27 protein-coding genes are annotated in these 25236 nt (G+C 71.1%); 8 read left to right on the top strand and 19 right to left on the bottom strand.

The window, feature by feature from the left end:
- Window positions 1-146 precede the first annotated feature (146 nt).
- The gene (locus ACIO52_RS14600) at window positions 147-608 is read left to right on the top strand and encodes a PaaI family thioesterase (RefSeq protein ID WP_218719796.1); all 462 of its coding nucleotides are present in this window, start codon (window positions 147-149) and stop codon (window positions 606-608) included.
- A gap of 88 nt (window positions 609-696) precedes the next feature.
- Here the strand turns inward: ACIO52_RS14600 and ACIO52_RS14605 are convergent, their stop codons facing one another.
- From ACIO52_RS14605 to ACIO52_RS14630, 6 genes are read right to left on the bottom strand one after another with little or no spacing between them, the layout of a single operon-like run.
- Window positions 697-1539 carry an acyl-ACP desaturase gene (locus ACIO52_RS14605; RefSeq protein WP_402644180.1) on the bottom strand — a complete coding sequence of 281 codons (843 nt, stop codon included), beginning with the start codon at window positions 1537-1539 and terminating at the stop codon, window positions 697-699.
- Between the two features lie 3 nt (window positions 1540-1542).
- Window positions 1543-2376 (bottom strand): SAM-dependent methyltransferase, encoded by an 834-nt coding sequence (locus ACIO52_RS14610; RefSeq protein ID WP_402644183.1) that lies wholly within the window; start codon window positions 2374-2376, stop codon window positions 1543-1545.
- Window positions 2373-2636, bottom strand: coding sequence for an acyl carrier protein (locus ACIO52_RS14615; protein WP_218719793.1), 264 nt, complete (start codon window positions 2634-2636; stop codon window positions 2373-2375). The genes ACIO52_RS14610 and ACIO52_RS14615 overlap by 4 nt, the downstream gene beginning before the upstream one ends.
- Window positions 2633-3178, bottom strand: coding sequence for a PaaI family thioesterase (locus ACIO52_RS14620; protein ID WP_402644187.1), 546 nt, complete (start codon window positions 3176-3178; stop codon window positions 2633-2635). Before ACIO52_RS14620 ends, ACIO52_RS14615 begins: the two co-directional genes overlap by 4 nt.
- Window positions 3178-3966: a ferritin-like domain-containing protein gene (locus ACIO52_RS14625; protein ID WP_218719791.1), complete on the bottom strand. Its 789-nt coding sequence runs from the start codon at window positions 3964-3966 to the stop codon at window positions 3178-3180. Before ACIO52_RS14625 ends, ACIO52_RS14620 begins: the two co-directional genes overlap by 1 nt.
- Before the next feature lie 40 nt (window positions 3967-4006).
- Window positions 4007-5659 (bottom strand): AMP-binding protein, encoded by a 1653-nt coding sequence (locus ACIO52_RS14630; protein WP_402644190.1) that lies wholly within the window; start codon window positions 5657-5659, stop codon window positions 4007-4009.
- A 213-nt stretch (window positions 5660-5872) separates the two neighbouring features.
- Between ACIO52_RS14630 and ACIO52_RS14635 the strand changes: the two genes are divergently transcribed.
- From ACIO52_RS14635 to ACIO52_RS14650, 4 genes are read left to right on the top strand one after another with little or no spacing between them, the layout of a single operon-like run.
- A complete protein-coding gene (locus ACIO52_RS14635) occupies window positions 5873-7111 on the top strand; it encodes a cytochrome P450 (RefSeq protein ID WP_316575240.1) in 1239 nt (412 codons plus the stop codon).
- Window positions 7108-8331: a cytochrome P450 gene (locus tag ACIO52_RS14640; RefSeq protein ID WP_218719788.1), complete on the top strand. Its 1224-nt coding sequence runs from the start codon at window positions 7108-7110 to the stop codon at window positions 8329-8331. The genes ACIO52_RS14635 and ACIO52_RS14640 overlap by 4 nt, the downstream gene beginning before the upstream one ends.
- On the top strand, window positions 8328-9626 hold the full coding sequence (locus ACIO52_RS14645) for an NAD(P)/FAD-dependent oxidoreductase (protein ID WP_402644194.1): 1299 nt from the start codon (window positions 8328-8330) through the stop codon (window positions 9624-9626). The genes ACIO52_RS14640 and ACIO52_RS14645 overlap by 4 nt, the downstream gene beginning before the upstream one ends.
- A 29-nt stretch (window positions 9627-9655) precedes the next feature.
- A complete protein-coding gene (locus ACIO52_RS14650; RefSeq protein WP_316575238.1) occupies window positions 9656-10912 on the top strand; it encodes a cytochrome P450 in 1257 nt (418 codons plus the stop codon).
- Window positions 10913-10960: 48 nt separating this feature from the next.
- Here ACIO52_RS14650 and ACIO52_RS14655 read toward each other — a convergent pair whose 3' ends face one another.
- On the bottom strand, window positions 10961-11842 hold the full coding sequence (locus ACIO52_RS14655) for a LysR family transcriptional regulator (RefSeq protein WP_316575237.1): 882 nt from the start codon (window positions 11840-11842) through the stop codon (window positions 10961-10963).
- A gap of 78 nt (window positions 11843-11920) precedes the next feature.
- Here ACIO52_RS14655 and ACIO52_RS14660 point away from each other — a divergent pair, with 78 nt between their 5' ends.
- Entirely contained in the window at window positions 11921-12895 is a 975-nt protein-coding gene (locus ACIO52_RS14660; RefSeq protein WP_402644198.1) for an EamA family transporter, read from the top strand.
- Between the two features lie 116 nt (window positions 12896-13011).
- Here the strand turns inward: ACIO52_RS14660 and ACIO52_RS14665 are convergent, their stop codons facing one another.
- The 9 genes from ACIO52_RS14665 to ACIO52_RS14705 form a co-directional block, all read right to left on the bottom strand.
- A complete protein-coding gene (locus tag ACIO52_RS14665) occupies window positions 13012-13845 on the bottom strand; it encodes an alpha/beta fold hydrolase (RefSeq protein ID WP_402644201.1) in 834 nt (277 codons plus the stop codon).
- 19 nt (window positions 13846-13864) lie between these two features.
- On the bottom strand, window positions 13865-14308 hold the full coding sequence (locus ACIO52_RS14670) for a PaaI family thioesterase (protein ID WP_402644204.1): 444 nt from the start codon (window positions 14306-14308) through the stop codon (window positions 13865-13867).
- Window positions 14305-16017: a fatty acyl-AMP ligase gene (locus ACIO52_RS14675; RefSeq protein ID WP_402644207.1), complete on the bottom strand. Its 1713-nt coding sequence runs from the start codon at window positions 16015-16017 to the stop codon at window positions 14305-14307. Before ACIO52_RS14675 ends, ACIO52_RS14670 begins: the two co-directional genes overlap by 4 nt.
- Window positions 16014-17255, bottom strand: coding sequence for a cytochrome P450 (locus ACIO52_RS14680; RefSeq protein ID WP_402644209.1), 1242 nt, complete (start codon window positions 17253-17255; stop codon window positions 16014-16016). The genes ACIO52_RS14675 and ACIO52_RS14680 overlap by 4 nt, the downstream gene beginning before the upstream one ends.
- Window positions 17252-18145, bottom strand: coding sequence for a class I SAM-dependent methyltransferase (locus tag ACIO52_RS14685; protein ID WP_402644212.1), 894 nt, complete (start codon window positions 18143-18145; stop codon window positions 17252-17254). Before ACIO52_RS14685 ends, ACIO52_RS14680 begins: the two co-directional genes overlap by 4 nt.
- Window positions 18142-18405: an acyl carrier protein gene (locus ACIO52_RS14690; protein ID WP_316575232.1), complete on the bottom strand. Its 264-nt coding sequence runs from the start codon at window positions 18403-18405 to the stop codon at window positions 18142-18144. The genes ACIO52_RS14685 and ACIO52_RS14690 overlap by 4 nt, the downstream gene beginning before the upstream one ends.
- A gap of 9 nt (window positions 18406-18414) precedes the next feature.
- Complete coding sequence (locus ACIO52_RS14695) at window positions 18415-19341, bottom strand: acyl-CoA desaturase (protein WP_218719778.1); 927 nt, start codon at window positions 19339-19341, stop codon at window positions 18415-18417.
- An 84-nt stretch (window positions 19342-19425) separates the two neighbouring features.
- Window positions 19426-20412: a zinc-binding dehydrogenase gene (locus tag ACIO52_RS14700; RefSeq protein ID WP_316575231.1), complete on the bottom strand. Its 987-nt coding sequence runs from the start codon at window positions 20410-20412 to the stop codon at window positions 19426-19428.
- A 79-nt stretch (window positions 20413-20491) separates the two neighbouring features.
- On the bottom strand, window positions 20492-20896 hold the full coding sequence (locus ACIO52_RS14705) for a DUF4440 domain-containing protein (protein ID WP_218719776.1): 405 nt from the start codon (window positions 20894-20896) through the stop codon (window positions 20492-20494).
- A 144-nt stretch (window positions 20897-21040) separates the two neighbouring features.
- On the opposite strand from ACIO52_RS14705, the gene ACIO52_RS14710 reads away from it, so the two are divergent.
- Both ACIO52_RS14710 and ACIO52_RS14715 read left to right on the top strand, forming a co-directional pair.
- On the top strand, window positions 21041-22261 hold the full coding sequence (locus ACIO52_RS14710; RefSeq protein WP_316575230.1) for a DUF418 domain-containing protein: 1221 nt from the start codon (window positions 21041-21043) through the stop codon (window positions 22259-22261).
- A 66-nt stretch (window positions 22262-22327) separates the two neighbouring features.
- Window positions 22328-22672, top strand: a complete 345-nt coding sequence (locus ACIO52_RS14715) for a hypothetical protein (RefSeq protein ID WP_316575229.1) — start codon at window positions 22328-22330, stop codon at window positions 22670-22672.
- Between the two features lie 24 nt (window positions 22673-22696).
- Here ACIO52_RS14715 and ACIO52_RS14720 read toward each other — a convergent pair whose 3' ends face one another.
- The 3 genes from ACIO52_RS14720 to ACIO52_RS14730 form a co-directional block, all read right to left on the bottom strand.
- The gene (locus tag ACIO52_RS14720; RefSeq protein WP_316575228.1) at window positions 22697-23374 is read right to left on the bottom strand and encodes a methyltransferase domain-containing protein; all 678 of its coding nucleotides are present in this window, start codon (window positions 23372-23374) and stop codon (window positions 22697-22699) included.
- Window positions 23375-23447: 73 nt separating this feature from the next.
- The gene (locus tag ACIO52_RS14725; RefSeq protein WP_316575227.1) at window positions 23448-24428 is read right to left on the bottom strand and encodes a zinc-binding dehydrogenase; all 981 of its coding nucleotides are present in this window, start codon (window positions 24426-24428) and stop codon (window positions 23448-23450) included.
- Window positions 24429-24462: 34 nt separating this feature from the next.
- Window positions 24463-25152 (bottom strand): TetR/AcrR family transcriptional regulator, encoded by a 690-nt coding sequence (locus tag ACIO52_RS14730; RefSeq protein ID WP_316575226.1) that lies wholly within the window; start codon window positions 25150-25152, stop codon window positions 24463-24465.
- Window positions 25153-25236: the final 84 nt, after the last annotated feature.

Consider the following 25236-nt stretch of genomic DNA (forward strand, 5'->3'; position numbering starts at 1 on the left):
ACGGTACCCGCGCCGGGTCGACGACTCACCGGCCTCGGGTGATCCCGATCAGCCGATCGGAGCTGGAAATGGAATGTCCTGTGGCAAGACGGAATTCACCGAGCGCTGATCGAATGGCGGAGGAATCGTCCGCAGGGAGGAAAACCATGACCACCACCGAAATCGACGCGACCGCCGACCGGCGGGTCGCCGAATTGACCGCGGTCTTCGAGCGCGGGCTGCAGGAGAAGCTGGGCGTCGGCGATTCGCTGGGAATTCGGCTGGAAAGCGCGTCCAAGGGCCGTACCCGCTACTACCTCGACCCGAATCCGGCGACCATCAACGCGATGTTCACGGTGCACGGCGGCGTGCTGGCCACGCTCATGGACACCGCCATGGGCAGCGCGGTGTTCACCGAACTCGGCGACGGCGTCGCCTACACCACGCTCGAACTGAAGGTGAACTTCATCCGCGCGGTGACCCTGGACGGCAGCAGGCTCACCTGCGAGGCCACCGCCGTGCACGTCGGCAGGCGGACCGCGACCGCCGAAGGTCGCATCACCGACGCGGCGGGCAAGCTGATCGCGCACGGCACCACCACGATTCTCGTGCTGGCGCAGGGCAACTGACGGCTCAGGGCCGATCGGCGAAGAGAACCGGCCTTGCGCGGATCATCGCGCGCAAGGCCGGTTCTCTTCGGTCCGGGCCAGGGCCGGTTCAGGCCAGGGTGCGGCAACCCTCGACGAAGGTGATCAACTCGTCGACCGGCTCGGTGCGGGCATCGACCGCGCGGTCGATCACCTTCACCAGATGTTCGTAGGCGGCGGTGTGGTCGTAGTCGGCGACATCGGCGATCCGCAGCGCCCACCGCCAATAGCCGCGCAGCGTGTCCGACAGCGGCATCCGGAAGTTGGCGACGACATCGCGGATCGGCTCGACCACCGCGTCACCGTCGTGGCGCAGATACCGGGTCACCACCTCGGCCATGAAGCTGAAATGCCGTGCCTCGTCGCGCGACAACCGGGTGAGCACCGCGGCCAGGACCGGGTCGGCGACCACATCGCGCAACTGCTGGTAGTACATCTGCGTCGCCTTCTCCTGCACCAAGGCGTAGGCGAAGAACTGAACGGGGTGGTCGTAGGGCAGGTCGAACGGCTTGTGGCCCTCGATCGCCAGTTCCGAGCGCAGGGTGTCGCGGTCGGCGATGCCGGCCGCCTCCTGGTAGCGGGTCAGCGCCCTGGCATGGGTGTCCTCCTCGAGGGCCCAGCGCACCGTGAAGTGGTAGAGCTCCCGATTGTGCTCGAAGGTCGGCAGATCCACGCTGTCGTCGACGGGGAAATGCCGGTGGTAGACGTCGAAGTAGCCGGGCAGGTGGTCTTCGATCAGGGTGACGAACTGGACCGCGGAGCGCTGACCCTCGGTGAGCCTGCCCGCGTCGGCGGCGGCCCAGTCGACGGCGGTCTCCACATCCCAGGCACGGGTCGCCGGGGACGCGGCCAGAAAGCCGTCGACCGCGGCGACCAGGTCCCGCACGGGCAACAGCCCCGGTGTGGTGATCATGTCCTACCTGGCATTCCGGCAGACCAGCGCGTAGTGCTTGGTGGTGTAACCCCAGCCCGCGTTGGCGATCTCGAGATAGTGGCGCAGCTTGGCGGCCAGACCGGGGCCGTGCGCGTCGATGCGCTCGGCGGCGGCGTCGACATTGCCGATCCAATCCTCGATGGTGCGCCGGTAGTGCTCGGTCAGGTCATCGACCGAGATCACCGAGAAGCCGGCGTTCTCGGCGGCGGCGATCAGCTCCGACAGCGGCCGCAGTTCACCGAAGCCGAAGATGTCCTCGCGGACGAAGCCGGTGCCGTCGCGATCGTCGAACGCGCTGCGGGTGGCCGCATTACGGAAGCAGCTCTCCGAGACGTAGAGCGTGCCGCCGCGGCGCAGCACGCCCCGCGCGCGGCGGAACACCTCGTCGGGGTCGGGCATGTGCACGATCGACCCCAGCAGTGTGACGGCGTCGAAGGAGCGGGTGGGCAGGTCGAGCTGCTCGAAGTGCCCGACCCGGGTGCGCACCAGATCGGCCACGCCGCGCGCGGCCGCCTGCTCGGCGATGTAGTCGTGCTGACGCGGGGCGGGGCTGACCCCGAGCGTGCGGCAGCCCAGCTCGCTCGCCATGTACAGGATCAGCGAACCCCAGCCGCATCCCACATCGAGCAGCTGCTCGCCGCCGCGCAGACCGAGCCGCTCGGCGACGAAGCGCAGCTTGTTGCGCTGCGCCAGCTCCAGGGTGTCGCTGTCGGATGTGTAGAGCGCGGAGCTGTATTTGCGCAGCGGGTCGAGGAACTGCCCGAAGATGTCCGGGTCGAGATCGTAGTGCTGATTGGTATCGGCGACGACGGTCATGCGGCCGCCTCGGCCACGGACCGTTCGACCACCGCGGTCACCTCGGCCAGGGTGGACATCCCGAAGACGTCGGCGTCGTCGAGTTCGATGTCGAAGGTGCGCTCGATGCGGGCGATCATCCGCAGCACCCGCACCGAGTCCACGCCCGCCATGGCGCGCAGGTCGGCGTCGGGGGTCAGCTCGGCGGCGGTCAGGCCGGTCTCGGTGATCGCGATCTCGGTGACCGTGCGCAGGATGGTGTCGGCAGAGGTGGTGGTCATGGCCGGGCTCCGTTCGGGGAGAGGGTTTTCGCCGTGGACAGGGCGTGGTCGAGCAGGGCGACTTCGTCGTCGTCGAGGGTGAGCTGGTCGCGGACGGCATGCAGATCGAACGGCTGATAGCTGGCCGTCGAGGTCGCGCACACCGCGCCGTTCGCGTCGAGGATCTCGGCGTGCGCGGGGATCGGGCCGTCGGCCCGCGCGGGCGGCAGCGTTGCCACACAGCGGTATTCGCGGTCGATCAGCAGGGGAGTGAGGAAGCGGGTGCGTTGGGAGACGGTGAAGGCGGGAACCCGGCGGGCCAGCACGATCAGGTTGCCCATCACCTCGTCGCACACGACGCCGATCAGGCCGCCGTGCACCACGCCGGGATAGGACTCGAACGCGCGCCCGAGCCGGAAGGCGGCTTCCAGCGCGCCGTCGGCGCGCGGGGTGAAGCTCAGACGCAGCCCGGTGGCGTTGTGCGGGGAACAGCCGAAGCAGTGATAGTCGGGGATCACCGACCACGGCACCTCGACGGCGTCGGGCCGTTCGCCTGCGGTCATCACGCGATGGCGTCGGCGAGGGCGCGGCGCACCTTCGCGTTGCTGGACAGGTCGAGGCCGGTGATGCCGGCGAAGGTGCGGCGCACCTTGTCGTGCAGGACCTCCAGCTCGCCCTCGGCGGCGACCTGCTCGAGGAACAGCTCGAAACCGGTGTCGATGGTCTCGTGGTCGCCGAGCTCGGCGATGCCGGCCTTGAAGGTGCTCACCGGGTGCTTGATCTTGGCCTCGGAGCTGTAGACGTAGAGCGTCTCGAGCACCGACGGCAGCTCGTCGGGCCGCCGCTTCAGCCGTTCGGTGGTGTAGTGGATGAACTCCCGGGCGTGCCCGGCTTCGTCGCGACTGGCGTTGAGCAGCAACGTCTTCAGCACCGGCTCGGCCACCCAGCTCGACACCGCGCGGTACACGTGGTTGACGGTGAGCTCGGAGATGATGTTGGTGGCCAGCGTCGCCGAGGGCGTGCTGCCCGGCGCGTACGGCTCGCGCATCGCGTCCACCGCGCGGTCGTCGACGTCCTCGCCGATGGCGCCCAGCCAGGAGCGGAAGGCGTAGTGGTGCTGCACCTCCTGGTAGCCCCACACCACCGCGAAGGTGGAGAAGTCGTAGTCGTCGACGAACTCGTCGAGGAAACCGTGCACGGCCGCGATGACATTGGACTCGCCCATCGCCGCGCTCTTGGCGAGGGTGATGTACTCCGGGCGGACCAGCGTCGGGTCGACGGCGGCCAGGTCGAGGTCGCTCAGTTTCCAGTGCAGGCGTTCGTAGTGGCGGAAGATGTCGAAGCTGTGCACTAGGCACTCCCATTCGATCGCAGGGGCGAGCGGCGCGGCGTCATCGCCGGCCGATCAGGTCGCGGGCGGCCAGCCGCTGGAGCTTGCCGCTACTGGTGCGGGGGATGCTGCGCGGCGCGACGAGATGCACCCGCACGGCGGAGAGTCCGAGCTCGGCGGCGACGGCGGCGACGATGGCCGCGGCCAGCGCCTCGGCCTCGGCGCCGGTGCGTTCGGTCTCGGCGATCAGCGCGATCACGTCGTCGCCGTCGGGCTCGACGGCCGCGGTGCAGCGGCCCTGATGGATGCCGTCGAGATCGCGGACCGCGGCCTCGACGTCCTGGGCGTAGTAGTTCACCCCGCGCACGGTGATCATGTCCTTGCAGCGTCCGGTGACGAACAGTTCGCCGTCGCGGCGGTAGCCGAGATCGCCGGTGCGCAACCAGCCGTCGACGAAACGATCGGCGACCGCGTCGGGATCGACGGCGAGATAGCCACCGGTGACGGGCGCGCCCTCGATCAGGATCTCGCCGACCCGGCCGTCGGGCAGGTCGGCGCCGGTGTCGAGGTCGACGATCCGGAGCGCGATCCCCTCGACCGCCGAACCGACGGAGGCGACCGCCCGCGCGCCGTCCTCGCCGCGCGAGACCGGCTCGGCGACAGCGGCATCCGAGAGCCGGGCGCGGTCGACCCACTCGAAGCGCGGCTCGCGCAGCAGCGGCGGGAAGGCGACGGCCAGGGTGGCCTCGGCCATGCCGTACACGCCGAACATCGTCGACGGCGCGAAGCCGGCGGGCGCGAACCGTTCGCAGAACGCGGTGACCACCGATTCCGAGATCGGCTCGGCGCCGTTGAACGCGATGCGCCAGTGGCTCAGGTCGTAGTCGGTGACCTGCTCGGGACCGATCGCGCCGAGCAGTGCCTCGTAGCCGAAGTTGGGCATGGCGGTGATCGTGGTCGCGGTCGAGGCGAACTCGCTCAGCCAGCGCGCCGGGTCCTTGACGAAGGCCAGCGGGGACCAGACGTGGGCGGGGATCCCGCGCAGCACCGCCGACAAGGTGCCGAACAGGCCCATGTCGTGGAACAGCGGCAGCCAGAAGCCACCCTGGTCGTCGAGGCTCAGGTCGATGCCGGTGCGGATCGCGGCCAGCCCGCCCACCACATTGGCGTGGGTGAGCCGCACGCCCTTGGGCAGCGCGGTGCTGCCGGAGGTGAACTGCACGATCGCCAGGTCGTCGGGTCCGTGCTCGGGCAGCGTGTCCGGGTCGGCGACGACATCGGTGACCAGGTCGGTGGTGTCGACGAACTCGACGCCGATGTCGCCGATCAGCGGGATCATCGAGGCGAAGCGCGGTGAGACCAGCACGGTGCGCATGCCGGCGGCGGCGGTGATCGCGGCCAGCTTGGCCGGGTAGGCGGCCGTGGCGCGGGCACCCGCGGGCAGTGGCAGCGGCGTGGCCGCCCCGCCCGCCGCGGCGATGCCGAACAGCGAGACCAGGAACTCGGGGGCGTTGGGACTGAGCACGCCGACCGGCTCGCCGCGCCCGATCCCGCGCCGGACCAGCGCCGTGGCCGTGGTCTGCGCGCGCAGTCGCAGCTCGGCGTAGCCGACCCGCTCCGACACCGACCAGAACGTCGCGGGCACCTGCGGATGCGCGGCGGCGACGCCGGCCAGCAGCGTGGTGAGCGTTTCACCCGAACGCGAGGAATTCATGCCGGAAACGACAACAGTGCCATATGAAATCGCGCTGAACGAATTCCGAAATACGCGCGCCGATAATGACCGCCGATCGTTCAATTGCACTGCCCGATAAAGATATTCGGCTATCGCCCGATCGGAGCAGACAATACTGCACGAATTCGCGGTGGCCCGGCGGCGACGATGGGCGGCGAAATCCCCGCACCGTTATCGCCGTAGGAGCTGCCGGTGACTTCCGATCATGTCGCGGTCGACGACCCGACCCCGGTGCAGATCGCGGTGCTGGAGAGCGTCGCACCGCACTGCCGCCACGACCCGTACCGCAGTTACACGACGCTGCGGGAGGCGGGCCCGTTCGTCCCCGGCCCGCACGGGATCCACTTCGTGCCCCGGCACGCCGAGGCTCAGACCATCCTGAGCGACCCGCGCTGGAGTCATGCCGAGGAGCCGCAGCTGCTGCACGGCGACAGCGAGGTGGAACTGCCCGGTTCCTTCCTGTGGATGGAACCGCCGGACCACACCCGGCTGCGCGGCCTGGTCGGCAAGGCGTTCACCGCGCGCACCGTGGCGGGACTGCACGAACGGGCCGAGCGCCTGGTCGACGGCCTGCTGACGGCGATGCTGGCCGAAGGCGAGACCGACGCGCTCGAGGCGCTGGCCTACCCGGTGCCGCTGACGCTGATCTGCGAACTGCTCGGTGTCCCCGCCGAAGCCCATGCCCACGTCCGCGAGATCTCCGCGCACATCGCCCGTGGCCTCGACCCCGACACCCTGCTCAGCCCGGTCGAGCTGGCCGCGCGCACCACCGCCGTGCACGCGTTCACCGACTTCTTCGGCGACCTGATCGCCCGGCGCCGCCGCGACCCCCGCGACGACCTGATCACCGCGCTCGTGCAGGCCGAGGACGCCGGGGTGCAGCTGACCCGCACCGAACTGATCGGGACCCTGCTGATCCTGGTGGTGGCGGGCCACGAGACCACTGTCAACCTGATCGGCAACGGGCTGCTGGCGCTGATCCGCCACCCCGATCAGTTCCAGCGGTTGCGCGAGGATCCGGCGCTGTGCGTTCCCGCGGTCGACGAGGTCCTGCGCTACGACCCGCCCGTGCACCTGACCACCCGGACCGCGCGGCACGAGATCGAGCTCGCCGGCCGGACCTTCGTGCCCGGTGACGCGGTGATCGTGCTGATCGGTTCGGCGGCCCGGGATCCCAGGGCCTTCCCGGACGCCGACCGGTTCGACATCGGCCGCTACGGGCCCGGCCGGCGACCCGAGCGGCATCTGTCGTTCGGTCTCGGCCTGCACTACTGCCTCGGCGCACCGCTGGCCCGCCTGGAGATGCAGGCGGTGCTGCGGGCCGTGGCCACCCGGGTCGAGCGGATGTCACTGCTCGCCGAACCGCCGTACCGCCCGAACGTGGTCGTGCGCGGCATGTCCGAACTGCGAATCAGCCTGGAGGGCCGATGAGTACCGCTGTCCCCGCCGACCTCACCTTCGACGCGTTCGCGCCCGAGCACCGTGCCGACCCGTACGCCGCCTACCACCGGGTGCGCGAGGCGACGCCGCTGTTCCCGTTCGCCCTCGGCGAGGTCCCGGTGACGCTGGTGACCCGCTACGAGGAATGCGCCGCGGTCCTCACCGGCACCGACTGGGGGCACGGCTACTCGGCGGGGATCAGCCCGTTCCGCGACACCACCGCCGCCATCCCGGGGTCCTTCGTCCGGATGGATCCGCCCGAGCACGGCCGCTACCGCAAGCTGGTGGCGAAAGCGTTCACCCCCGCCACGATCGGCGAACTGGCGCCGCTGGCGGGCACCGTGGTCGACGGACTGATCGACGCCGCGCTCGATCGCGGTGAGTTCGACGTGCTCGACGATCTGGCGGTGCCGCTGGCCGTCGCCATGGTCGCGGTGCGCCTGCTCGGCGCGGACGCCGCCGACGGAGCCGACTTCCGCGCCTGGCAGTTGGCGATCGCGCGGGGCAGCGACCCCGACTCGCTGCTCGGTCCCGGCGACATCAGCGCCCGCACCGACGCCGCGATCGCCTGCATGGGGTACTTCGCGCGGTTGATCGCCGAGAAGAAGCGGCAGCCGGGCCCCGACCTGCTCAGCGACCTGGTCGCGGCGAGCGGCTCGGGTGAGCTTCCCACCGAACCCGAGGTGATCGGGATGTCGCTGCTGCTGCTCGTGGCCGGCATGGAGACCTCGATCAACCTGATCGGCAACGGCCTGCTCGCGCTGCTGCGCCACCCCGACCAGCTGGCGCTGCTGCGCGCGCATCCCGAGCTGATCGGGCCCGCGATCGACGAGATGCTGCGCTACGACGCGCCGACCCAGTTCACGATCCGGGTCGCCCTCGACGACACCGACGTGGGCGGGCACACCTTCCGGCGCGGTGACGGTGTCGTGGTGCTGACCGGCTCGGCCAACCGCGACGAGCGGGTCTACCGCGACGCCGACACCTTCGACATCACCCGGTTCACCGGACACCGGCCGCCGCGCAAGCATCTCGGGTTCAGCCTGGGCATCCACTACTGCGTGGGCGCGCCGCTGGCCCGGATCGAGGCCGAGGCCGCGATCCTCGCGCTGCTGGCGCGAGCACCCGAGCTGGCCCTGGCCGACGCGCCGATCGTCTACCGTCCCAGCCTGATCCACCGGGGCATCCTGCACCTGCCGGTGACGCTGTGACCGCGCGCCGCGGGCAGGCGATCGTCATCGGCGCCGGGGTCGCCGGGCTGCTGGCCGCGCGCGTGCTCGCCGATACCTACGAGCGGGTCACCCTGGTCGAACGCGACGAGCTCGACGCGAAAGAGACTGTGCGCCGGGGTGTTCCGCAGGCCTGGCACCTGCACGGTCTGCTCGACCGGGGCCGCCGCGTCATGGAGGAGCTCTACCCGGGCTTCACCGAGCAGGCGGTCTCGGACGGCGCGACCGTCGCCGAGGTGCTGGTCGGCACCCGGTGGTATGTCGGCGGCTCCCGGCTCGCGGCGGGCTCGACCGGACTCACCTCGGTGATCGCCACCCGCTCGCTGCTCGAGACGGTGCTGCGCAGGCGGACCTTGCAGCTGCGCGGCATCGAACTGCTGACCCGCACCACCGTGCAGGGCCTGGTCGGCGACGCCCGGCGGGTGCGCGCGGTGACTGTCATCGGTCCGGCGGGCGCGCAGACCCTGTCCGCGGACCTGGTCGTCGACGCGGGCGGTCGAGGATCACGGATCACGCAGTGGCTCACCGCGATCGGAGCCGAGGTACCCGAGGAGAAGCGGCTCGACGTCGACCTCGGCTACGCGTCGCGGTTCTTCCGGCATCGGCCCGGTCAGCTCGGCGGACAGGCCTCGGTCATCGTCTCGACCGGTGCGAACGGGCGCGGCGGCGGCGCGGTCCGGGTGGAGGGCGATCGGTGGCACGTCACCCTGGCCGGAATGCTCGGCGATCATCCGCCCGTCGACGACGCGGGATTTCGCGAGTACGCCGCCTCGCTGTCGGCCCCCGACATCCACACCCTGGTGATCGGCTCCGAGCCGCTCGGCGACGCGGTGCCCTACCGGTTCCGGACCGCCGTGCGCCGCCGCTTCGACCGCCAGAGCGCCCCGCCGGACGGGCTGCTCGTGCTCGGCGACGCGCTGTGCGCCTTCAATCCCCTCTACGCCCAGGGCATGACGGTCGCCGCGCTGCAAGCCGCGGCGCTGCGCGAGTGCCTCGGTACGGGCGAAACCGACCTGCCCGCCCGGTATTACGCGGCCGCCGCCGGCGCGGTCGAGGTGGCTTGGCAGCTGGCCGCCGGCTCGGATCTGCGGCATCCGGGCGTCGTGGGCAGGCGCACGGTCCGGACCCGGCTCACCACTGTCTTCGTCAGCCGGGTGCAGCGGGTCGCGCACCATGATCCGCGCGTGGCCAGGACCTTCCTGCGGGTCGCCCACCTGGTCGACCCGCCCGCCGCGCTCACCGCGCCGGGCACGCTGCGCCGCATCCTCCTTCCCTGACCACCACCGGAGAACCAGGAGACCCACCCATGACCTCCACGACTTCCCCGATCGACGCCCAGGCGGTCCAGACCGCACTGGTCCAGCTGTTCGGGCCGGACGGCCGCGCCGATCCGTACGCCCCCGCCCGCGTCCTGCGCGAGGCGGGGCCCATCCATCAGACCCCGCTCGGTCACCATGTGCTGACCCGCTACGAGGACTGCGCGGCCGTGCTGTCCACCACCGCGTGGAGCCACGCCGAGGAAGCGGCGATGATGCACCCCACGGTGTCGCCGGAGAACGCCGCCGAGGAACTGCCCACCTCGTTCCTGTGGATGGAGCCGCCGGACCACACCCGCCTGCGCAACCTGGTCACCAAGGGTTTCACCCCGCGCATGGTGACCAGGCTGCGCCCCCGGATCGAGCAGCTGTGCGAGCAGCTCGTCGACGACGCCCTGGCCGCGGGCGAATTCGACCTCGTCGAGAAGATCGCCTATCCGCTGCCGCTGATCATCGCCTGCGAGCTGATCGGCGTGCCCGAGCAGGCCTACGACCAGGTCCACCGGTGGTCCCAGGACCTGGCCCGCGGCTTCGACCACGACTACACGCTGCCCGAGGAATGCCTGAGCGCCCGCAGCGCCGCCTCGCGCGGGTTCATGGGCTACTTCCGTGAGCTGCTCAACGAGCGGCGCGTCACCCCGCGCGACGACCTGCTCAGCGTGCTGTCGCAGGTCGAGGACCGCGGCGATGTGCTCACCGAGCAGGAGCTCCTCGCGACCTGCATCACCACCTTCGTCGCCGGTCACGAGACCACCGCCAATCTGATCGGCACCGGCATGCTGCGCTTGCTGCGCAACCCCGACCAGATCCAGCTGCTGCGCGATCGTCCCGAACTGCTGGCCGTCGCCCCCGACGAACTGCTGCGCCTGGATCCGTCGGTGCAGATCACCACGCGCGCCGCGACCCGGCCGATCACCGTCGCCGGGCACGAGTTCGAGCAGGGCGAAGGTGTGGTGGTGCTGATCAATTCGGCCAATCACGATCCGGCCGCCTACCCCGACCCCGACCGGGTCGACCTGACCCGCTACGCCGATCCGATGAACCCGGCCAAGAAGCACCTCGGGTTCAGCCTCGGCATCCACTACTGCCTCGGCGCCCCGCTGGCGCTGCTGGAGATGGAGATCCTGCTCGACGTGCTGCTGCGCAAGGTGCGCACGGTCGAATTGCGTTCGGAGAACCCGCCGTTCAAGCCCAATGTCGTCATCCGTGGGCTGGAATCGCTGGCGGTCGCGGTCACCCCGGCCTGAACACGTAGTTCCCGGCCCCGTCGGTGCAGCCGGCGGGGCCGGGAGCTGTCAGCGCTGGGTCGTCGGAACATCCAGTGCCGCGAGGAAGGCCGATGCCGCCGGGCTGCGGTCGGCGCGGTTCCACACGACGTACTCGACGCGGCTCGGCGCGTCGGTGACCGTCACGATGCGCACGCCGGTGAGCTGTGGGGCGTGGGCGGCGGGCATCATCGCCACACACAAATCCTGGCTGACGAGGCGGGCGATGTAGTCGGCGGTCGTCACCTCGAAGGCGACATCGCGGGTCAGGCCCGCCGCCGCGAACGCCAGATCCGATTGGATCCGGCCCGCCGTGCCCGCGGGCAGGTCGACGAAGACCTCGGTCGAGAGCCTGCGCAGGTCGACGCTCGGTTCCTCGGCGAGCGGGTGGCCCGGTGCGACCACCGCGACGAGCTTGTCGCGCGCGAGTTCGTGGGCGGCGACCCCGCTCGGCCGTGTGGTCGTCGGCAAGCCGAGGAAGGCGACATCGAGGACGCCCTGTTCGACCTGCTCGGCCAGCTCCTCGCTCGCGCCGACCCGCAAACTGATCCGCACGTGCGGGTACGCGGTCCGGAATTCGCGCAGCGCGGCGGGCAGATCGACCGCGGCGACGGTCGGGATCAGGCCGACGGCGAGCCTGCCTCGCACCTCGCCGACCGCCGCGGCCACCTCGGCCGCCGCCCGCTCGGCGGCGTCGAGACACTGACGGGCCGCCGGGAGGAAGGCAGCGCCCGCCTGGGTGAGCCGGACCCGGCGGCTCGTCCGTTCGAACAGTTTCGCGCCCAGTTCACGCTCCAGCCGGGCGATCTGATGGCTCAGGGCCGACTGCACGACCAGGCACCGCTCGGCGGCCCGGGTGAAGCTGTCGGTCTCGGCGACGGCGAGGACGTAGCGCATCTGCTGGAGCTCCATGTATCCATCGTGATTCACGATCGTTGCAGTGACAAACATGTGTTGGATTCATAGATCGTCGCGCGGTTCGATGGGTCCATGAAAGGTTCAGTGGCTCGGCCGACTTCCGGTGACCTCGGCGCGGGGCGGGTGACACGGACCGCGATCACCGCGCTCGCGCCCGCCGCCTGGGGCACGACCTACGTGGTGACCACCGAACTCCTGCCGCCCGATCACCCGGTGTTCGCCGGGTTGCTGCGCGCCCTGCCCGCCGGGCTGATCGCGCTCGCGCTCACCCGGATCCTGCCGCGCGGACTGTGGTGGGCGAAGATCGCGGTGCTGGGGATACTCACCATCGGGGTGCCGTTCCCGCTGCTGTTCCTCGCGGCCGAACACCTGCCCGGCGGGGTCGCGGCGACCCTCGCGGCGGCGCAACCATTGGCGGTCGCGGTGCTGGCGATGCCGGTGCTGGGGGAGCGGCCGTCCCCGCGGCGGCTGGTCTGGGGGACGATCGGCGTCACCGGGGTGGGGCTGGTGGTGCTCGGGCCGAGTGCGGCGCTCGACGTCACCGGGGTCGCGGCCGGACTGGTGAGCGCGGCATCGATGGCGCTGGGGCTGACTCTCACCAAACGCTGGGGACGCCCGCCCGGGGTCGGCCCCGTGGCCTTCGCGGGGTGGCAGCTGACGGCCGGCGGGCTGGTCCTGTTGCCGGTAACCGCCCTGGTCGAGGGCGCGCCACCCCCGATCGACGGGCCCGCGGCACTCGGCTACCTGTGGATGGGTCTGTGCGGCGGACTGCTCGCCTACATCGTGTGGTTCCGCGGGCTGGCCACGTTGCCGGTCACCTCGGTCGCGGTGCTGCTGTTGCTGTCGCCGTTGGTCGCGGCCGTGCTCGGCGCGGTCCTGCTCGGCCAATGGCTCGGCCCGGTCCAGCTCGTCGGCTTCGGTCTCGCGCTGGCCGCCATCGTGGCCGGTCAGCTGCCCGACAAGCCAGTCGTATCAGCCGCCGAAATGCCTGTGCCCGACGATAGTTCAGCGCCGGTGTGTGCCGGGGCAGGGCGGCGGACGAGATGAAGCGCTCTTCGCCATCGGGGCTGCGCTGACCGGCGTCGCCGCGCCCGCGCAGGTGCCGGCGGCTCGGGCCTCGGCCGGGTCGACGGCGGTGGCGCAGTGGCAGCCGGTGATCGACATCAGTGCACGGATTCGGTGTCCACTGCGGTGAGGAAGCGGCGGAGGTGCTCGGTGACCAGCTGCGGTTGTTCGAGGGTGCTGGAGTGGCCGCAGTTCGGCAGGTGGTAGCGGCGGGCGTGGGGGATCAGGGTGGCGATCCGGTCCGCGCAGGAGGGCGGGGTCGCGGTGTCGTCGGCGCCGACGAGGACGAGGGTGGGGGCGGTGATCGACGGGAGCTCGGGGGCGATGGCGGGGCGGGCGGTGACACCGTGGACGGCTTTGCGGAGGGCGACGCGGTCGGTGGCGGCCAGACGGCGGGACCAGTCACCCAGGACCGCGGAAGCGGCCGGGGAGGCGCGGAAGGTGGGGCCGAAGAGGTGGGGAGCGACGCGGCCGAAGACGGGGCGGTGGCCGAACCAGCGCAGCGCCCACGCGAGGCGCTGGTACTCGGCGACTTTCGTGGGGTCTTCGGCGTCGGCGCTGGTATCGAGGAGGGCGAGGGAACGCAGGAGTCGAGGGTGCCGGGCGGCGAGGCGGAGGCCGACGAAGCCGCCCATGGACAGACCGACCCAGTGGACCGGGCCGGTGCGCAGGGCCGCGAGGACGCCGACGGCGTCGGCGGTGAGGGTGTCCATGTCGTAGCCGCCGGGCGTGCGCGGAGTGTGGCCCTGGCCGCGCCAGTCGAGGGTGACGCAACGGTAGTCGAGTTGCAGGGATGACAGCTGGGCGCGGAACATCCAGCCGCCGAACAACAAGCCGTGGCCGAAGACGACCGTGGGCGCGTCGGGCTTGCCCGCCGGGGTACCGGTGTCGGTGTAGGCGATGGACACACCGTCGACGACGACGAAGGGCATGGGATCACGGCCTCTCGGGTCACGGTCTCGCGATGCGCACATTGCGCATCGTGACCAGCGCTGTCGCGCACAGGGTTTCACCGTCGTCCTCGACGGAGAAGACCTCGGCGGCGGCGATGGTGAGCAGCGCACCGGGCTTGATCACCCGGCCGCGCGCGATCACCGTCGCGCCCTTGGCGGGAGCGAGGATCTTCACCGTGTAGTCGACGGTCATATTGATCCAGCCGATCGGCAGCAGGGTGCCCGCCGCCGATCCCGCCGCGAAGTCGGCGAGCGAGCCGAGCACACCACCCTGGAAATAGCCGTCGTGCTGGGTGAGTTCGCGGCGGTGCGGCTGCACGATCTCGACCTCGCCGGGCGCGATCCGTCCGAAATGGAAACCCAGATGGGCGGCAGCGGGCATGGACAGCACCGCGGCGGGAACGACCTGGGCGAAATCGGGGTTGGGGGCCTGCGTCGTCATCGGGTCGGGCTCCTCTGGTCGGGGGTGGATGGCCATGCCTCGAAACCCGCTGCCGCGTACCGCGCGCGGGCGGCCGATCGCATGATCTTGCCACTGCTCGTCTTGGCCAGCTGGTCCGGCGGCGTCAGCACCAGGTCGCCGACGGCGAGTTCGTGTTCCCGGATCACCGCCGCCCGGATCGCTCCGATCACCTCGGCGGGATCGGCGTCGAGCCGGTCACGGCGCAGCTCCTGCACGACCACCAGCCGCTCACCCGCGTCACCGGGGTAGGCGAAGGCCGCCGAGCCGCCGTGGCGCAGCGCGGGATGCGCGGACTGCACGGTGTCCTCGATGTCGTGCGGATAGTGATTGCGGCCGCGGATGATCACCATGTCCTTGATCCGGCCGACGACATACAGGTCGCCGTCCACCAGCATCCCGACATCGCCGGTGCGCAGCCAGGCGGTGCGCGGATCGTCGGCGGCGCGGGCCCGCAGCAGTTCCTCGGTCGCCTCGGGGCGCCGCCAATAGCCCTGTGCCACATGGTCGCCGGTCACCCAGATCTCACCGGTCCGGCCCGCCGGGCACGACCGCAGCGTGGCGGTGTCGACGATGCGGACGCGTTCACCGGGCAGGACCCGCCCGGAACTGACCAGCGTGCGCGCCGTGCCCGGTCGGGCGGGTCGATAGTGCCCGGCACCGAGCGCGGCGGTGTCGACGGTCAGTGTGCGCGGGCCGCGGCCCTTGTCGCTGCCGGTGACCAGCAGGGTCGCTTCGGCCAGCCCGTAGCAGGGGTAGAGCGAAGTGGCCCGGAAGCCGTGCGGGGCGAAGGTTTCGGCGAACCGCGCGAGCGTGGCCGGGCGGATCGGCTCGGCGCCGTTGAACGCGACCTGCCAGCTGGTGAGATCCAGGTCGGGCACGGGCTCGGCGGCGGCCCTGGCGACGCACGCGTCGAAGGCGAAGTTCGGACCGCCGCTGGAGTGCGCGCGGTACTCGCTGATCGCCGTCAGCCACAGCAGCGGCCTGCGCACGAAGGTGGCCGGTGACAGCAGCACGCTGGTCGCGCCCACCCAGAGTGGTTGCAGCACATTGCCGATCAGGCCCTGATCGTGGAACAGCGGCGCCCAGCCGACCACCGTCGACCCGCTGTCGTGACCGAAGGCGTGCCGGATCATCTCCTGGTTGGCGGCCAGATTGCGGTGCGAGACCATGACGCCCTTGGGCGCCGAGGTGGACCCGGAGGTGTATTGCAGGAACGCCACCGCGCCGGGGTCGATCGGCTCGGCGGGGAACTCGGTGCGCGTCAGGGTGTCGACGGTCAGCCAGGAGGCCTGTGGCAGTAGTGGTTGCAGCGCGGTGCGCAGCGGCTCGAGCGCCCCGGTGACGGTGAGAACCACGGCGGGCGCGCAATCCCGCACGATCGAGCGCGTCGCGTGCTGGACGTGCGTGCGGCGCGGCGGATTGACCGGGACCGCGATCACCCGCGCGAACAGGCAGCCGAAATAGGCGGCGAGGAAGTCGAGTCCGGGCGGGAAGACCAGTAGCGCTCGTTCGCCCGGCGCGCAGACCGCGCGCACCTGCGCCGCCACCGCCATGGCCCTGGCGTGTAGCTCGGCGTAGGTGAGGTGGTCGGCCTCGGCGCCGGTGTCGTCGAGGAAGCGGTAGGCGACGCGGTCGGGGGTGGCGTGCGCACGCTCGCGCAGGACCTCGGGCAGCAGAAGAGTGCTCATCGGCTCGCTCCGAACGACACGGGCAGGCTGTCGAGGCCGCGCAGCAGGAAACTGTGCTCCTGCCAGGCGAAGTCGCCCGCCGGTGTGGCCAGGCGCGGATGCCTGCGCAGGAGGGCGTCCAGGGCGATCCGGGTCTGCAGCTCGGCGAGGGCGCCCCCGAGGCAGCCGTGCATGCCGTGCCCGAACGCCAGGTGATTCCCCGGCGTCCGGGTGATGTCGAATTCGTCGGGGCGAGCGAAGATCTCGGGATCGCGGTTCGCCGCGCCCAGACACACCAGGACATGCTCGCCCGCGCGGATCGTCTCCCCGCCGATCGTCACGTCCCGGGTGGCCAGCCGCTTGGTCAGCTGGAGCGGCGCGTCGTAGCGCAGGGCTTCCGCGACCGCGGCGCGCAGCGAGTCGGGGGACCGCCGCACCATGGCGGCCTGATCCGGGTGCCGCAGCAGGGCCAGGGTGGCGGTGCCGATGAGCGACTTTGTGGTCTCGGTGCCCGCGACGAAACACATGATGCAGACGAAGATCAGCTCCTCGTCGGTCAGGCGGTCCCCGCCCGCGGTGCGCGCGGCGAGCAGGCGGCTGATCAAGTCGTCACCGGGGGCGGCGCGGCGTTCGGCGAGCACCTCGGCCAGTGCGTCGGCGAACAACTCCACGACGGTGCGCACGCGGGTCAGGTCCTCGGCCTTCATCAGGCCGGGCTCGAGCAGGAAGCGGATGTCGTGCGTCCAGCCACCGACCCAGGCGTGCAGGGCGGGCGGCAGCGCCATCCACTCGCACAGCACCGCGACCGGGAGCGGTCCGGCCAGGTCGGTGATCACCTCGGCCCGGCCCGCGGCGATCGCGGGCCGCAGCAGCCGGTCGGCGATGGAGGCCACCAGGGGTTCCAGGGTCGCGATCGTGCGCGCCGTGAACACCTTGTTCACCAGGCCGCGCAGGCGGGCGTGCTCGGGGTTGTCGGTGAACACCAGCGAGGTGCGCCCGAGGCGTTCGATCCGCGCGACCTCGGGCTGACCGAGCCTGCGGGCCTGCTCGGTCACCAGCCGTGGGATCAGCCCCGCGCTGAAGGATTTGTCGTGCAGCACGGTTCGCGCGTCGGCGTGCCGGGTCAGCACCCACATGCCGAGCGTCTTGTGCACCGGCCGCGACTCCCGCAGCGCTCGGTACGCCGGGTAGGGATCACGCCGGAACTCGGCGCTGAACGGGTTGAACCGGATCGACGGGCGCGGCGCGGACAGCGTCATCCTCGCCCCCGGCGCGAGAAGAAGGTCTCCGGATAGGGACGGGCGACGATGCGCAACAGGCCGAGTTTGCCCATCCGGAAGCCCAGCGCCGACAGCTTCAGATAGCGCTCGTACCGGGCGACGGTCTCCGCGCCGACCAGCGCGACGGCCTCGGCCCGGTGTTCGCGCAGCCGGCGCGCCCACTGCGCGCAGGTCCAGGCGTAGTCGAGCCGGTCGTCGGTGAGCCCGACGATCTCGAAGAGCCCGTCGGCGGCCGCGGTGATCTCGGCGAGGGTCGGCAGGTCGGCATCGGGGAAGATCTCCTGCTGCATGAAGGCGCTGGCCTGCTCGCGGCGCATGTTGCCGTAGGCGATCGTCTGCAGCGACAGCGTGCCGTCGGCGGTGAGCCAGTCCCGGCAGCGGGTGAAGAACTCCCGGTACACCGCGATCTTGGCGGCCGGGGTGTCGTCGGGCCGCGCGAAGTGCTCGAACGCGCCGATCGAGATGATCCCGTCGAAGCGAGCCTCCGGCGCGTAGTGCACCCAGCTCTCGGTCCGCACCTCGACGCCCGGCAGCGCCAGCGCCCGGACATGCTCGGCCTGTTCGTCGCTGAGGGTCAGCCCGACCATCCGCGCCACACCGTGCTCGCGGCTGCCGCGCGCGAGCACCGCGCCCCAGCCGCAGCCGATGTCGAGCACCGACTCCGCCCGGTCGGCGCCGATCGCGCTCAGGTGGTGGCGGAGCTTGCGGTCCTGCGCGGACTCGAGGGTGTCGGCGGGAGTGGCGGGCATGGCGCACGAGTAGCTCAGCGATGTGTCCAGCCACAGGCGGTAGAAGGCGTTGCCGATGTCGTAGTGGTGCCGGATCGCCGCGGCCGCGGCGTCGGCGCGGGCATCGGCCGGCTCGGTCACCGGCGGCCCGCGTTCGCGGTCAGCCGCTCGTGCAGATGCCCGGCGACCGCGTCCAGCGTCGGGTTCTCGTAGAGGTCCTCGGGCGACAGGTCGACGCCGAACTGCTCCTCCACCTCGATGAGCAGGGCGACCGCCAGCGCGGAATCGACACCGAGACGGTCGAAGTCGGCGAGCGGGTCGATGGTGCTCGCCGGGACCTCGAGCAGCTGCCCGAGATACTCCTGGCACCACGTGACGATGGCTTCTCTACTGGTGTCCACGACAGCTCCTCATGCGCGTTTGGCGGCCAGCCGGTCGGCCGAGGGGATCTTCAGATCCCAGGCCAGACCGAAGGTTTCGAGCGTCCAGATCAGCCAGTAGCCGGGATCGAGCCGGTACCAGTGCAATCCGAACGACGGTGACTCGGGGAAGGCGTGATGATTGTTGTGCCACGACTCGCCGAGAGTGATCAGCGCGAACACGCCGCCGTTGCGGCTGTTCTCCCTGGACTGATACGGGCGGGTCCCCATCATGTGCAGGAACGAGTTGATCGCCCAGACGATGTGCTCGAGCAGGAAGATCCGCACGAACCCACCCCACAGCAGACCGCTCACGGCGCCGGTCCAGCTCAGGGTGAGCAGTCCGCCCAGCACGGCGGGCAGCAGCAGGCCCAGGCCCACCCACCAGTAGTACAGCCGCGCCACCCGTACCAGCGACCGGTCCTTGATCAGGTCGGGGGCGTAGTGGACGATGTTCGGGTACTCGTGGCGGCGCATCCACAGGAAGTGCGAATGCGCCAGCCCGCGCAGCGCGCCGCGCAGACCGTCACCGGAGAGGTTGGGGGAGTGCGGATCTCCCTCGCGATCGCTGTATTCGTGATGGCGCCGGTGCAGCGCCACCCACGACACCACCGGGCCCTGCCCGGCCATCGACCCGAACACCGCGAGCACGGCCGCGACCGCGGGCGTGGTGCGGAAGGTGCGATGGGTGAACAGGCGGTGGTAGCCGACGGTGATGCCGAGACCGGTCAGCAGCCACATCCCGAACAGCAGCCCCAGCTCCACGGCGCCGAGCGGGCGCACGAACAGGAAGGCCAGCGCGGCAACGGTTCCCACGATCGGCGCGACATCGAAGAGCAGGAAGTGCCTGCGCTGCAGTCGATGGATGTAGGGGTTGCTGATCGTCTTCTTCCGCGGCGAGGTGTCTTCTCGCGTCATGGTCGGACCGTAACAACGGGCGAAGCCCACGGCGTCGGGTCGCCGTGGGCTTCGATCGTGGGATCGAACTTGTGGATGATGGGGTCAGCGGGCGCCCGCGCGCAGCACCACCTTGCCGTTGCGGCCGGGGGTCTCGGACACGACCGCCGCCTCGCCCGCGCGGTCGAGCGGGAACTCGGCCTGCACCTCCAGCCGTAAGGTGCCCGCGGCGGCCAGGCCGACCAGTTCGGTGATCAGGCGCACGTAGTCGGCGTGCTCGATCTCGCTGGAGCGCTGCTGGCCCCAGAAGCCTTTCACCACGGCCTGTTTGAAGATGACGGCGCCGGTGTCGATGACCAGCGGCTGACCCGACAGCGCGCCGAAGGAGATCAGTTCACCACGCGGCGCCAGCAGCGACATCAGCGTGCCCGCGGCGGGGCCGCTGACCTGGTCGACCGCCCGCACGATCGGCTCGCCGTTGGTGACCTCGGCCGCACGGGTCGCCCAGTTCTCGGTCCCGGTGTCGATCACCGGTCCGTAGCCGAACTGTTCGAGGGCTCGCACCGAGTCCGGCCCGCGGACCAGGCTCAGCACCCGCACGCCGCGCTGCTGGGCGAACAGGTTGAGCAGCCGGCCGACCGCGCCGTTGGCGGCGTTCACCGTGATCCACTGCCCGGGGTGCACGTGCAGATCGTCGAGCAGCATCAGCGCGCTCAGCGGCATGGCCAGCAGCTGGCAGGCGGTGCCGTCGGGGACCTGCGGCGGCATCGGCACGACCTGCTCACCCCGGACGACGACGAAGTCGGCCCAGGCCGCGCGAGCGCCCGCCACGGCGACCCGCTGTCCCACCGCGACCCCGCCCGCGCCGGGCCCCACCGCGTCGACCACGCCGACCGCCTCGGTACCGGGGATGGCCGGCAGCGGCGGTTTGTACCCGTAGACACCGCGAATGATGGCCAGGTCGTGATTGTGAATCGGTGACAGCGTCATCGCGATCCGCACCTCGCCCGGTCCCGGCTCCGGCGGCGGCACCTCCTGCGCGGTGAGCACGTCCTTCGGATCGCCGAACCGGTCGATGACAACTGCCTGCATGTCCGCCTCCATGGTGGTTGCGAGTCCCTGCACGAGCATGTTCGCGTTCCATTGTGGCACCGCGGGCGCGGCGGCCCGGTCAGGCCAGGGGCGTCTCGTGGACGGTGCGCCAGCGCGGCTGCCCGGCGCGGTCGTCGGGGACAAGGACCGCGGTGACGCGGCGGGCGGTCGCGGCGTCGCCGGACAGGTGGCGTTCGAGGAAGCGGATCACCACGGTGTCGTCGTCGAGGAGGCATTCGAGCTCGGTGATCTCGATCGCCAGGCCGGGCTGTGCGTTGCGGGCACCGCGCAGCCCGGTGAGCAGCTCGTCGCGGGCCAGGACCGCGCCGGTGGTGGTCACCATGGTGAAGTCCGGGTGCTGGGCGGCGGCGAAGCGGTCGAACACCTCGACCGGCGCGGCGGTGCCCAGCCATCGGGCGAGGTCGGCGTGCAGGGATTCGACGGCCGCCGACAGCTCGGGGCGGACCGGAAGGGAATGCGACACTCCCGCAGTCTAGGTGGGCGCCGTGGCAGGCCCGGCGGGGGAAGTCAATACGCCGCAGGGTGGATGGGGTACGGCGGCGGTAGCGGCTGAAAATAGCCCGCACGGTGGACGAAGTGGACCCGCCACCGCGCCTACGCTCACCTTATGGCTGAGGCACTCGGAACGCGTTCGCCCACAGTATCTTCCGGTCGACGGATCGCCGAGGTCGACATCCTGCGCGGGTTCGCCCTGTTCGGCATCCTGATCACCAACCTGATCGTGGCGACGACACTGTGGTCGGCGACCGGAACCCGCGACGCACCGGTGCCCCGGTTCGACGGCACGGCCGACCACCTGGTGCGCGCCACCGTCGACGCCCTGTTCACCGGCCGGTTCTACCTGTTGTTCGCGTTCCTGTTCGGGTATTCGTTCACCCTGCAGATCGCGGCGGCCGAACGCGCCGGAGTCGCGCCAGCGCGGCGGTTGCTGCGGCGCTGCGCCGCGCTGATGGCGATCGGGCTCGTTCACGTGTATCTGCTGTGGATCGGCGACATCCTCACCCTGTACGCGTTCTTGTGCCTGCACCTGATCCTGCTGCGCAAGCTGCGGCCGCGCACCGCCGTCGTCACCGGGGTGGTGCTCTACACGGTGTGGTCGGTGTGGAGTTTCCTGCCCGGCGAGACGAGCATCCTCGGCCTCGGCGAGTTCTTCGACCTGCCGAAGCTGGCCGCCGACTACACCGGCGGCTTCGCCGACACCTTCGCGGCGCAGACCGCGCTCGCTCCGATCTTCCTGCTGCTGATCTGGTTCGCCCAGGGCATTCCGAGTTTCGCCATGTTCCTGCTCGGCATGGCGGCGGGCAAGCGGAACCTGTTCGAGGACCCCGACACCGTGCGCCGCTGGTCAGCCCGCGCGCTGGTGGTCGGTTTCGGCCTCGGCCTGCCCATCTCGGCACTCACCTTCGCCGACGTCATGGGCTGGTGGAACGCGCCCGCGCTGATCCACGGGCTGCAATACCTCGTCGGCCCCGTGATGACCTTCGCCTACGTCGCCGTGGTGGTGCGGCTCGCCCGGTCGGCCCGCACGAGCCGCTTCGCCGCCCGGCTCGCACCGGCGGGCCGGATGGCGGCGTCGAACTACATCGGCCAATCGATCGTGCTCATGGTGGTCTACACCGGCTACGGCTTCGCCCTGGCCGACGACATCCCGCCCCTGGGCGTCGTGGGCATCGGCCTGCTCACCTTCGCCGCCCAGCTGGCCCTGAGCTCGTGGTGGCTGCGCGGCCACCCGTACGGGCCGATCGAATGGGTGCTGCGTGCCGCGACCTACCTGACCGTCCCGGCGTGGCGCCGGCCGACCGAATCGGTTGCGGTACAAGCCCGATAGCCGGCGGCGTCGTCGCGACCGCCGAGACTGCGACCGGGCTGCGGTCGATGCTGCTTCACTGGGGCCATGACGACCGCTATGCCGAGCTCCCGCGCTCGCACGATTCTCGCGTTCACCACGCTCGGTCTCGGATGCGGGCTGGCCGCGATGGGCCTGTTCGAATGGTGGGTGAGCGACATCGACGTCTTCGTGGTCTACGGCGGCAGCTATGAGCCGTGGTCCGGGACAGCGGGAAGTGTCGATGTGGAGCCGAGGGGGAGCCTCGATGACCCGACGGTGCGATTGCGCATCGGTCTGGTCGCCGTACCCGCCATGCTCGGACTGCTGGCCGGACTTGTGCTGACCTGGGCCGGCTGGCGAGGAGTCCGAACCACGGCGGCAGGCTCTGGCGATGCGCCGGCGTCCCGCTGACTCGGGGCGGCGTAGCGGTGTCGGTCAGGCAGAGGTGTCCGTGGCCGCGGGGCGGTGGAATTCGGCACGCCAGCGGTGGCGGCCCGGGGTGTCGGGGCGGGGGAGACGTTCGATGCGGATCGGGATGAGGTCGGGGGTGGCGATCGCGTTCATGTCGGCGGGGGTGAGGGGCCAGGGTGGGCCCGGGGCCGGGGTGGTGGCGATGTCGGCGATGACCAGGAGGGTGGCGTCGGGGGCCAGGAAACCGCGGATGGCGGCGATCGCGGCCGCGCGGACGGACGAGGGCAGGGACTGGATGGTGATGGACTCCACGACCAGGTCGAAGGCGGCGAGCCAGGCGGCGGGTGGGTGCAGCAGGTCGGCGACCTTGTAGGTGACCGGGGACTGCGGGAAGCGGGTGCGGGCGCCGCGGATGGCGGTGGGCGAGATGTCGAAGGCGGTGGTCCGGATACCTTGCGCGGCAACGAACTCGGCGTCGACGCCGTACCCGCAGCCGATGACCAGAGCGCGGCGGCCCAGGGGCGTCGGGGTGGTGGTGAACCAGTCGACCAGCAGCGGATTGGGTTCGTCGCGGTCCCACGGAACGACCGAGGTCCCCGCCGCGGCCTCGGCGTAGAGCGGTTCGAACCAGCCGGTCGGATCGTCGGCCGCCAGCGCCTGGGCGGCGAGTCGACGGTCGGCGGACGGCTGCGCGTCGGTCATGGTTCCAGTCTCCACCACCGCGCGCGAGACCGCCGCACGACATTCGGCGAGCCGCGGGAAAGGATTCGGCGAATCAGGGAATCAGCACGACTTTTCCTGTGGTCGACCGGTTTTCGAGGGATTCGTGCGCCCGCGCTGCCTCCGCGAGCGGGAACTCGGTGAGGGCGGGCCGGAACAGGCCGTCGGCGGCGGCGGTCAGTGCCCGCCGCGACAGCGGCAGCAGGTCGCCGCCGGCGCGCTCCAGCATCGCCGGACCGAGCACCGATCGGGAGGTGATGCCCCGCGTGGCCAGTGCGTCCGGATCGACGGCGGTCGGCGCGCCGCTGGACCAGCCGAAGACCAGGTGCCTGCCGCCGGAGCCGAGCAGTTCGACCGCGGCGGCGCCGACCGCGCCGCCGACACCGTCGAACACGTCGGTCGCGGTGCGCCCGCCCAGCTGAGCGCGGACCGTGCCCTGCCAGTCCTCGGCGGTGTAGTCGACCGCGACAGCGGCGCCGTTCGCCGCGACCCGGCGCACCTTGTCCGGGCTGCCCGCCAGTCCGACCACGGTCGCGCCCGCCGCGACGGCGTACTGCACGAGCAGGGTGCCGATCCCACCGGCCGCGGCGGGCACCACCGCGACACTGTCGGCGTCGAGCTCGGTGAACAGCAGGATGCCCAGGGTCGTGCGCCCGGTCCCGAGCATCGCCACCGCCGTGCTCGGGGACACGCCGTCGGGGATGGTCAGCAGCCGGTCGGCGTCGGCCGTCGCGAACTCCGCGTACCCGCCGGGGGCGGCGCCCAGATGCGCGACCACCCGGGTGCCCAGCAGCCGCGCGTCGACACCCGCACCGACCCGGTCGACGGTGCCGGCGACCTCACGGCCCGGCACCGTCGGCAGTGACGGGACCGGGAAGGGGCCGGGCTCGCCCCGGCGCAGGGCGGTGTCGACCAGGTGGACGCCGCAGGCCGCCACCGCGATGCGCACCTGGCCGGGCGCCGGCTCGGGATCGGGAACGGACTCGTAGCGGAGGTTGGTGGCCGGACCGAATTCGTGCAGTCGGATTGCGTGCATGCCACCCACTGTTCAACCTGAATGGCGCTCGAGGTCAAGCCCGCCCGTCCACGGCGGCACGGCGTTCGGCGCGGGCCGCGAAACCGTCGCAGAGGGCGTCCAAGCCGAGGAACAGCAGGTCCTCGGAGGTCAGCTCGCTCACCCCGGCGCCGTTGAGCTCCGCCAGCGCGGGCGGCACGGGCGACGACGGCGTGCCGTCGAGGAGATCGCGCAGGCCGTTCGCGTCGTCGGTGGCGGTGCGCTTCTCGGTCAGCAGGGCACCGCCGACCACCGGCAGGCTGGCGCCGGAGATGTAGTTCCAGACCGTGAAGGCCATCGTGGTGGCCTCGCGGGCCGAGACGTCGAGCGCGCGCAGGCCCTCGACCAGCCAGGCGAGGCTGGTCAGGCCCTGTGGGCCGAAGCTGTAGCGGGGGACGGCGAAGGTCAGCAGCACCCAGGGATGCTGCTGGTAGAGCTGCCAATCGATCTCGCCGGCGATGCGGACCCGGTCACGCCAGGTCCAGCCCTGGCCGGTCGGATCCGGGTAGGGATGGCGGGCCGCGATCTCGTCGGTCATGGCCGCGATCAGTTCGTCCTTGTTGGCCACGTGGCGATACAGCGACATGGTGCCGACGTCGAGCCGGTCGGCGATGCGGCGCATCGACACCGCGTCGAGTCCGTCGGCGTCGGCGAGGGTGATCGCGGCGTCGACGATCGCGGTGCGTGTGAGCTTCGCGTCAGTCATCCCATGACTCGCTTTCCGTTTTGCCTTTTGCTGCGTACACTGTACCCGTTCCCCGCGTACGGTGTACGCAAACCCCTGGAAGGA

This window comes from Nocardia sp. NPDC087230, assembly GCF_044744725.1.
Taxonomy (GTDB): Bacteria; Actinomycetota; Actinomycetes; order Mycobacteriales; family Mycobacteriaceae; genus Nocardia; species Nocardia canadensis.

What these genes read in the sequence shown, in the direction of transcription:
- ACIO52_RS14600 (WP_218719796.1), top strand. Translation starts at nt 147, where the DNA reads ATGACCACCACCGAAATCGACGCGACCGCCGACCGGCGGGTCGCCGAA.
- ACIO52_RS14605 (WP_402644180.1), bottom strand. Translation starts at nt 1,539, where the DNA reads ATGATCACCACACCGGGGCTGTTGCCCGTGCGGGACCTGGTCGCCGCG.
- ACIO52_RS14610 (WP_402644183.1), bottom strand. Translation starts at nt 2,376, where the DNA reads ATGACCGTCGTCGCCGATACCAATCAGCACTACGATCTCGACCCGGAC.
- ACIO52_RS14615 (WP_218719793.1), bottom strand. Translation starts at nt 2,636, where the DNA reads ATGACCACCACCTCTGCCGACACCATCCTGCGCACGGTCACCGAGATC.
- ACIO52_RS14620 (WP_402644187.1), bottom strand. Translation starts at nt 3,178, where the DNA reads ATGACCGCAGGCGAACGGCCCGACGCCGTCGAGGTGCCGTGGTCGGTG.
- ACIO52_RS14630 (WP_402644190.1), bottom strand. Translation starts at nt 5,659, where the DNA reads ATGAATTCCTCGCGTTCGGGTGAAACGCTCACCACGCTGCTGGCCGGC.
- ACIO52_RS14640 (WP_218719788.1), top strand. Translation starts at nt 7,108, where the DNA reads ATGAGTACCGCTGTCCCCGCCGACCTCACCTTCGACGCGTTCGCGCCC.
- ACIO52_RS14650 (WP_316575238.1), top strand. Translation starts at nt 9,656, where the DNA reads ATGACCTCCACGACTTCCCCGATCGACGCCCAGGCGGTCCAGACCGCA.
- ACIO52_RS14655 (WP_316575237.1), bottom strand. Translation starts at nt 11,842, where the DNA reads ATGGAGCTCCAGCAGATGCGCTACGTCCTCGCCGTCGCCGAGACCGAC.
- ACIO52_RS14660 (WP_402644198.1), top strand. Translation starts at nt 11,921, where the DNA reads ATGAAAGGTTCAGTGGCTCGGCCGACTTCCGGTGACCTCGGCGCGGGG.
- ACIO52_RS14665 (WP_402644201.1), bottom strand. Translation starts at nt 13,845, where the DNA reads ATGCCCTTCGTCGTCGTCGACGGTGTGTCCATCGCCTACACCGACACC.
- ACIO52_RS14670 (WP_402644204.1), bottom strand. Translation starts at nt 14,308, where the DNA reads ATGACGACGCAGGCCCCCAACCCCGATTTCGCCCAGGTCGTTCCCGCC.
- ACIO52_RS14675 (WP_402644207.1), bottom strand. Translation starts at nt 16,017, where the DNA reads ATGAGCACTCTTCTGCTGCCCGAGGTCCTGCGCGAGCGTGCGCACGCC.
- ACIO52_RS14680 (WP_402644209.1), bottom strand. Translation starts at nt 17,255, where the DNA reads ATGACGCTGTCCGCGCCGCGCCCGTCGATCCGGTTCAACCCGTTCAGC.
- ACIO52_RS14695 (WP_218719778.1), bottom strand. Translation starts at nt 19,341, where the DNA reads ATGACGCGAGAAGACACCTCGCCGCGGAAGAAGACGATCAGCAACCCC.
- ACIO52_RS14700 (WP_316575231.1), bottom strand. Translation starts at nt 20,412, where the DNA reads ATGCAGGCAGTTGTCATCGACCGGTTCGGCGATCCGAAGGACGTGCTC.
- ACIO52_RS14710 (WP_316575230.1), top strand. Translation starts at nt 21,041, where the DNA reads ATGGCTGAGGCACTCGGAACGCGTTCGCCCACAGTATCTTCCGGTCGA.
- ACIO52_RS14715 (WP_316575229.1), top strand. Translation starts at nt 22,328, where the DNA reads ATGACGACCGCTATGCCGAGCTCCCGCGCTCGCACGATTCTCGCGTTC.
- ACIO52_RS14720 (WP_316575228.1), bottom strand. Translation starts at nt 23,374, where the DNA reads ATGACCGACGCGCAGCCGTCCGCCGACCGTCGACTCGCCGCCCAGGCG.
- ACIO52_RS14725 (WP_316575227.1), bottom strand. Translation starts at nt 24,428, where the DNA reads ATGCACGCAATCCGACTGCACGAATTCGGTCCGGCCACCAACCTCCGC.
- ACIO52_RS14730 (WP_316575226.1), bottom strand. Translation starts at nt 25,152, where the DNA reads ATGACTGACGCGAAGCTCACACGCACCGCGATCGTCGACGCCGCGATC.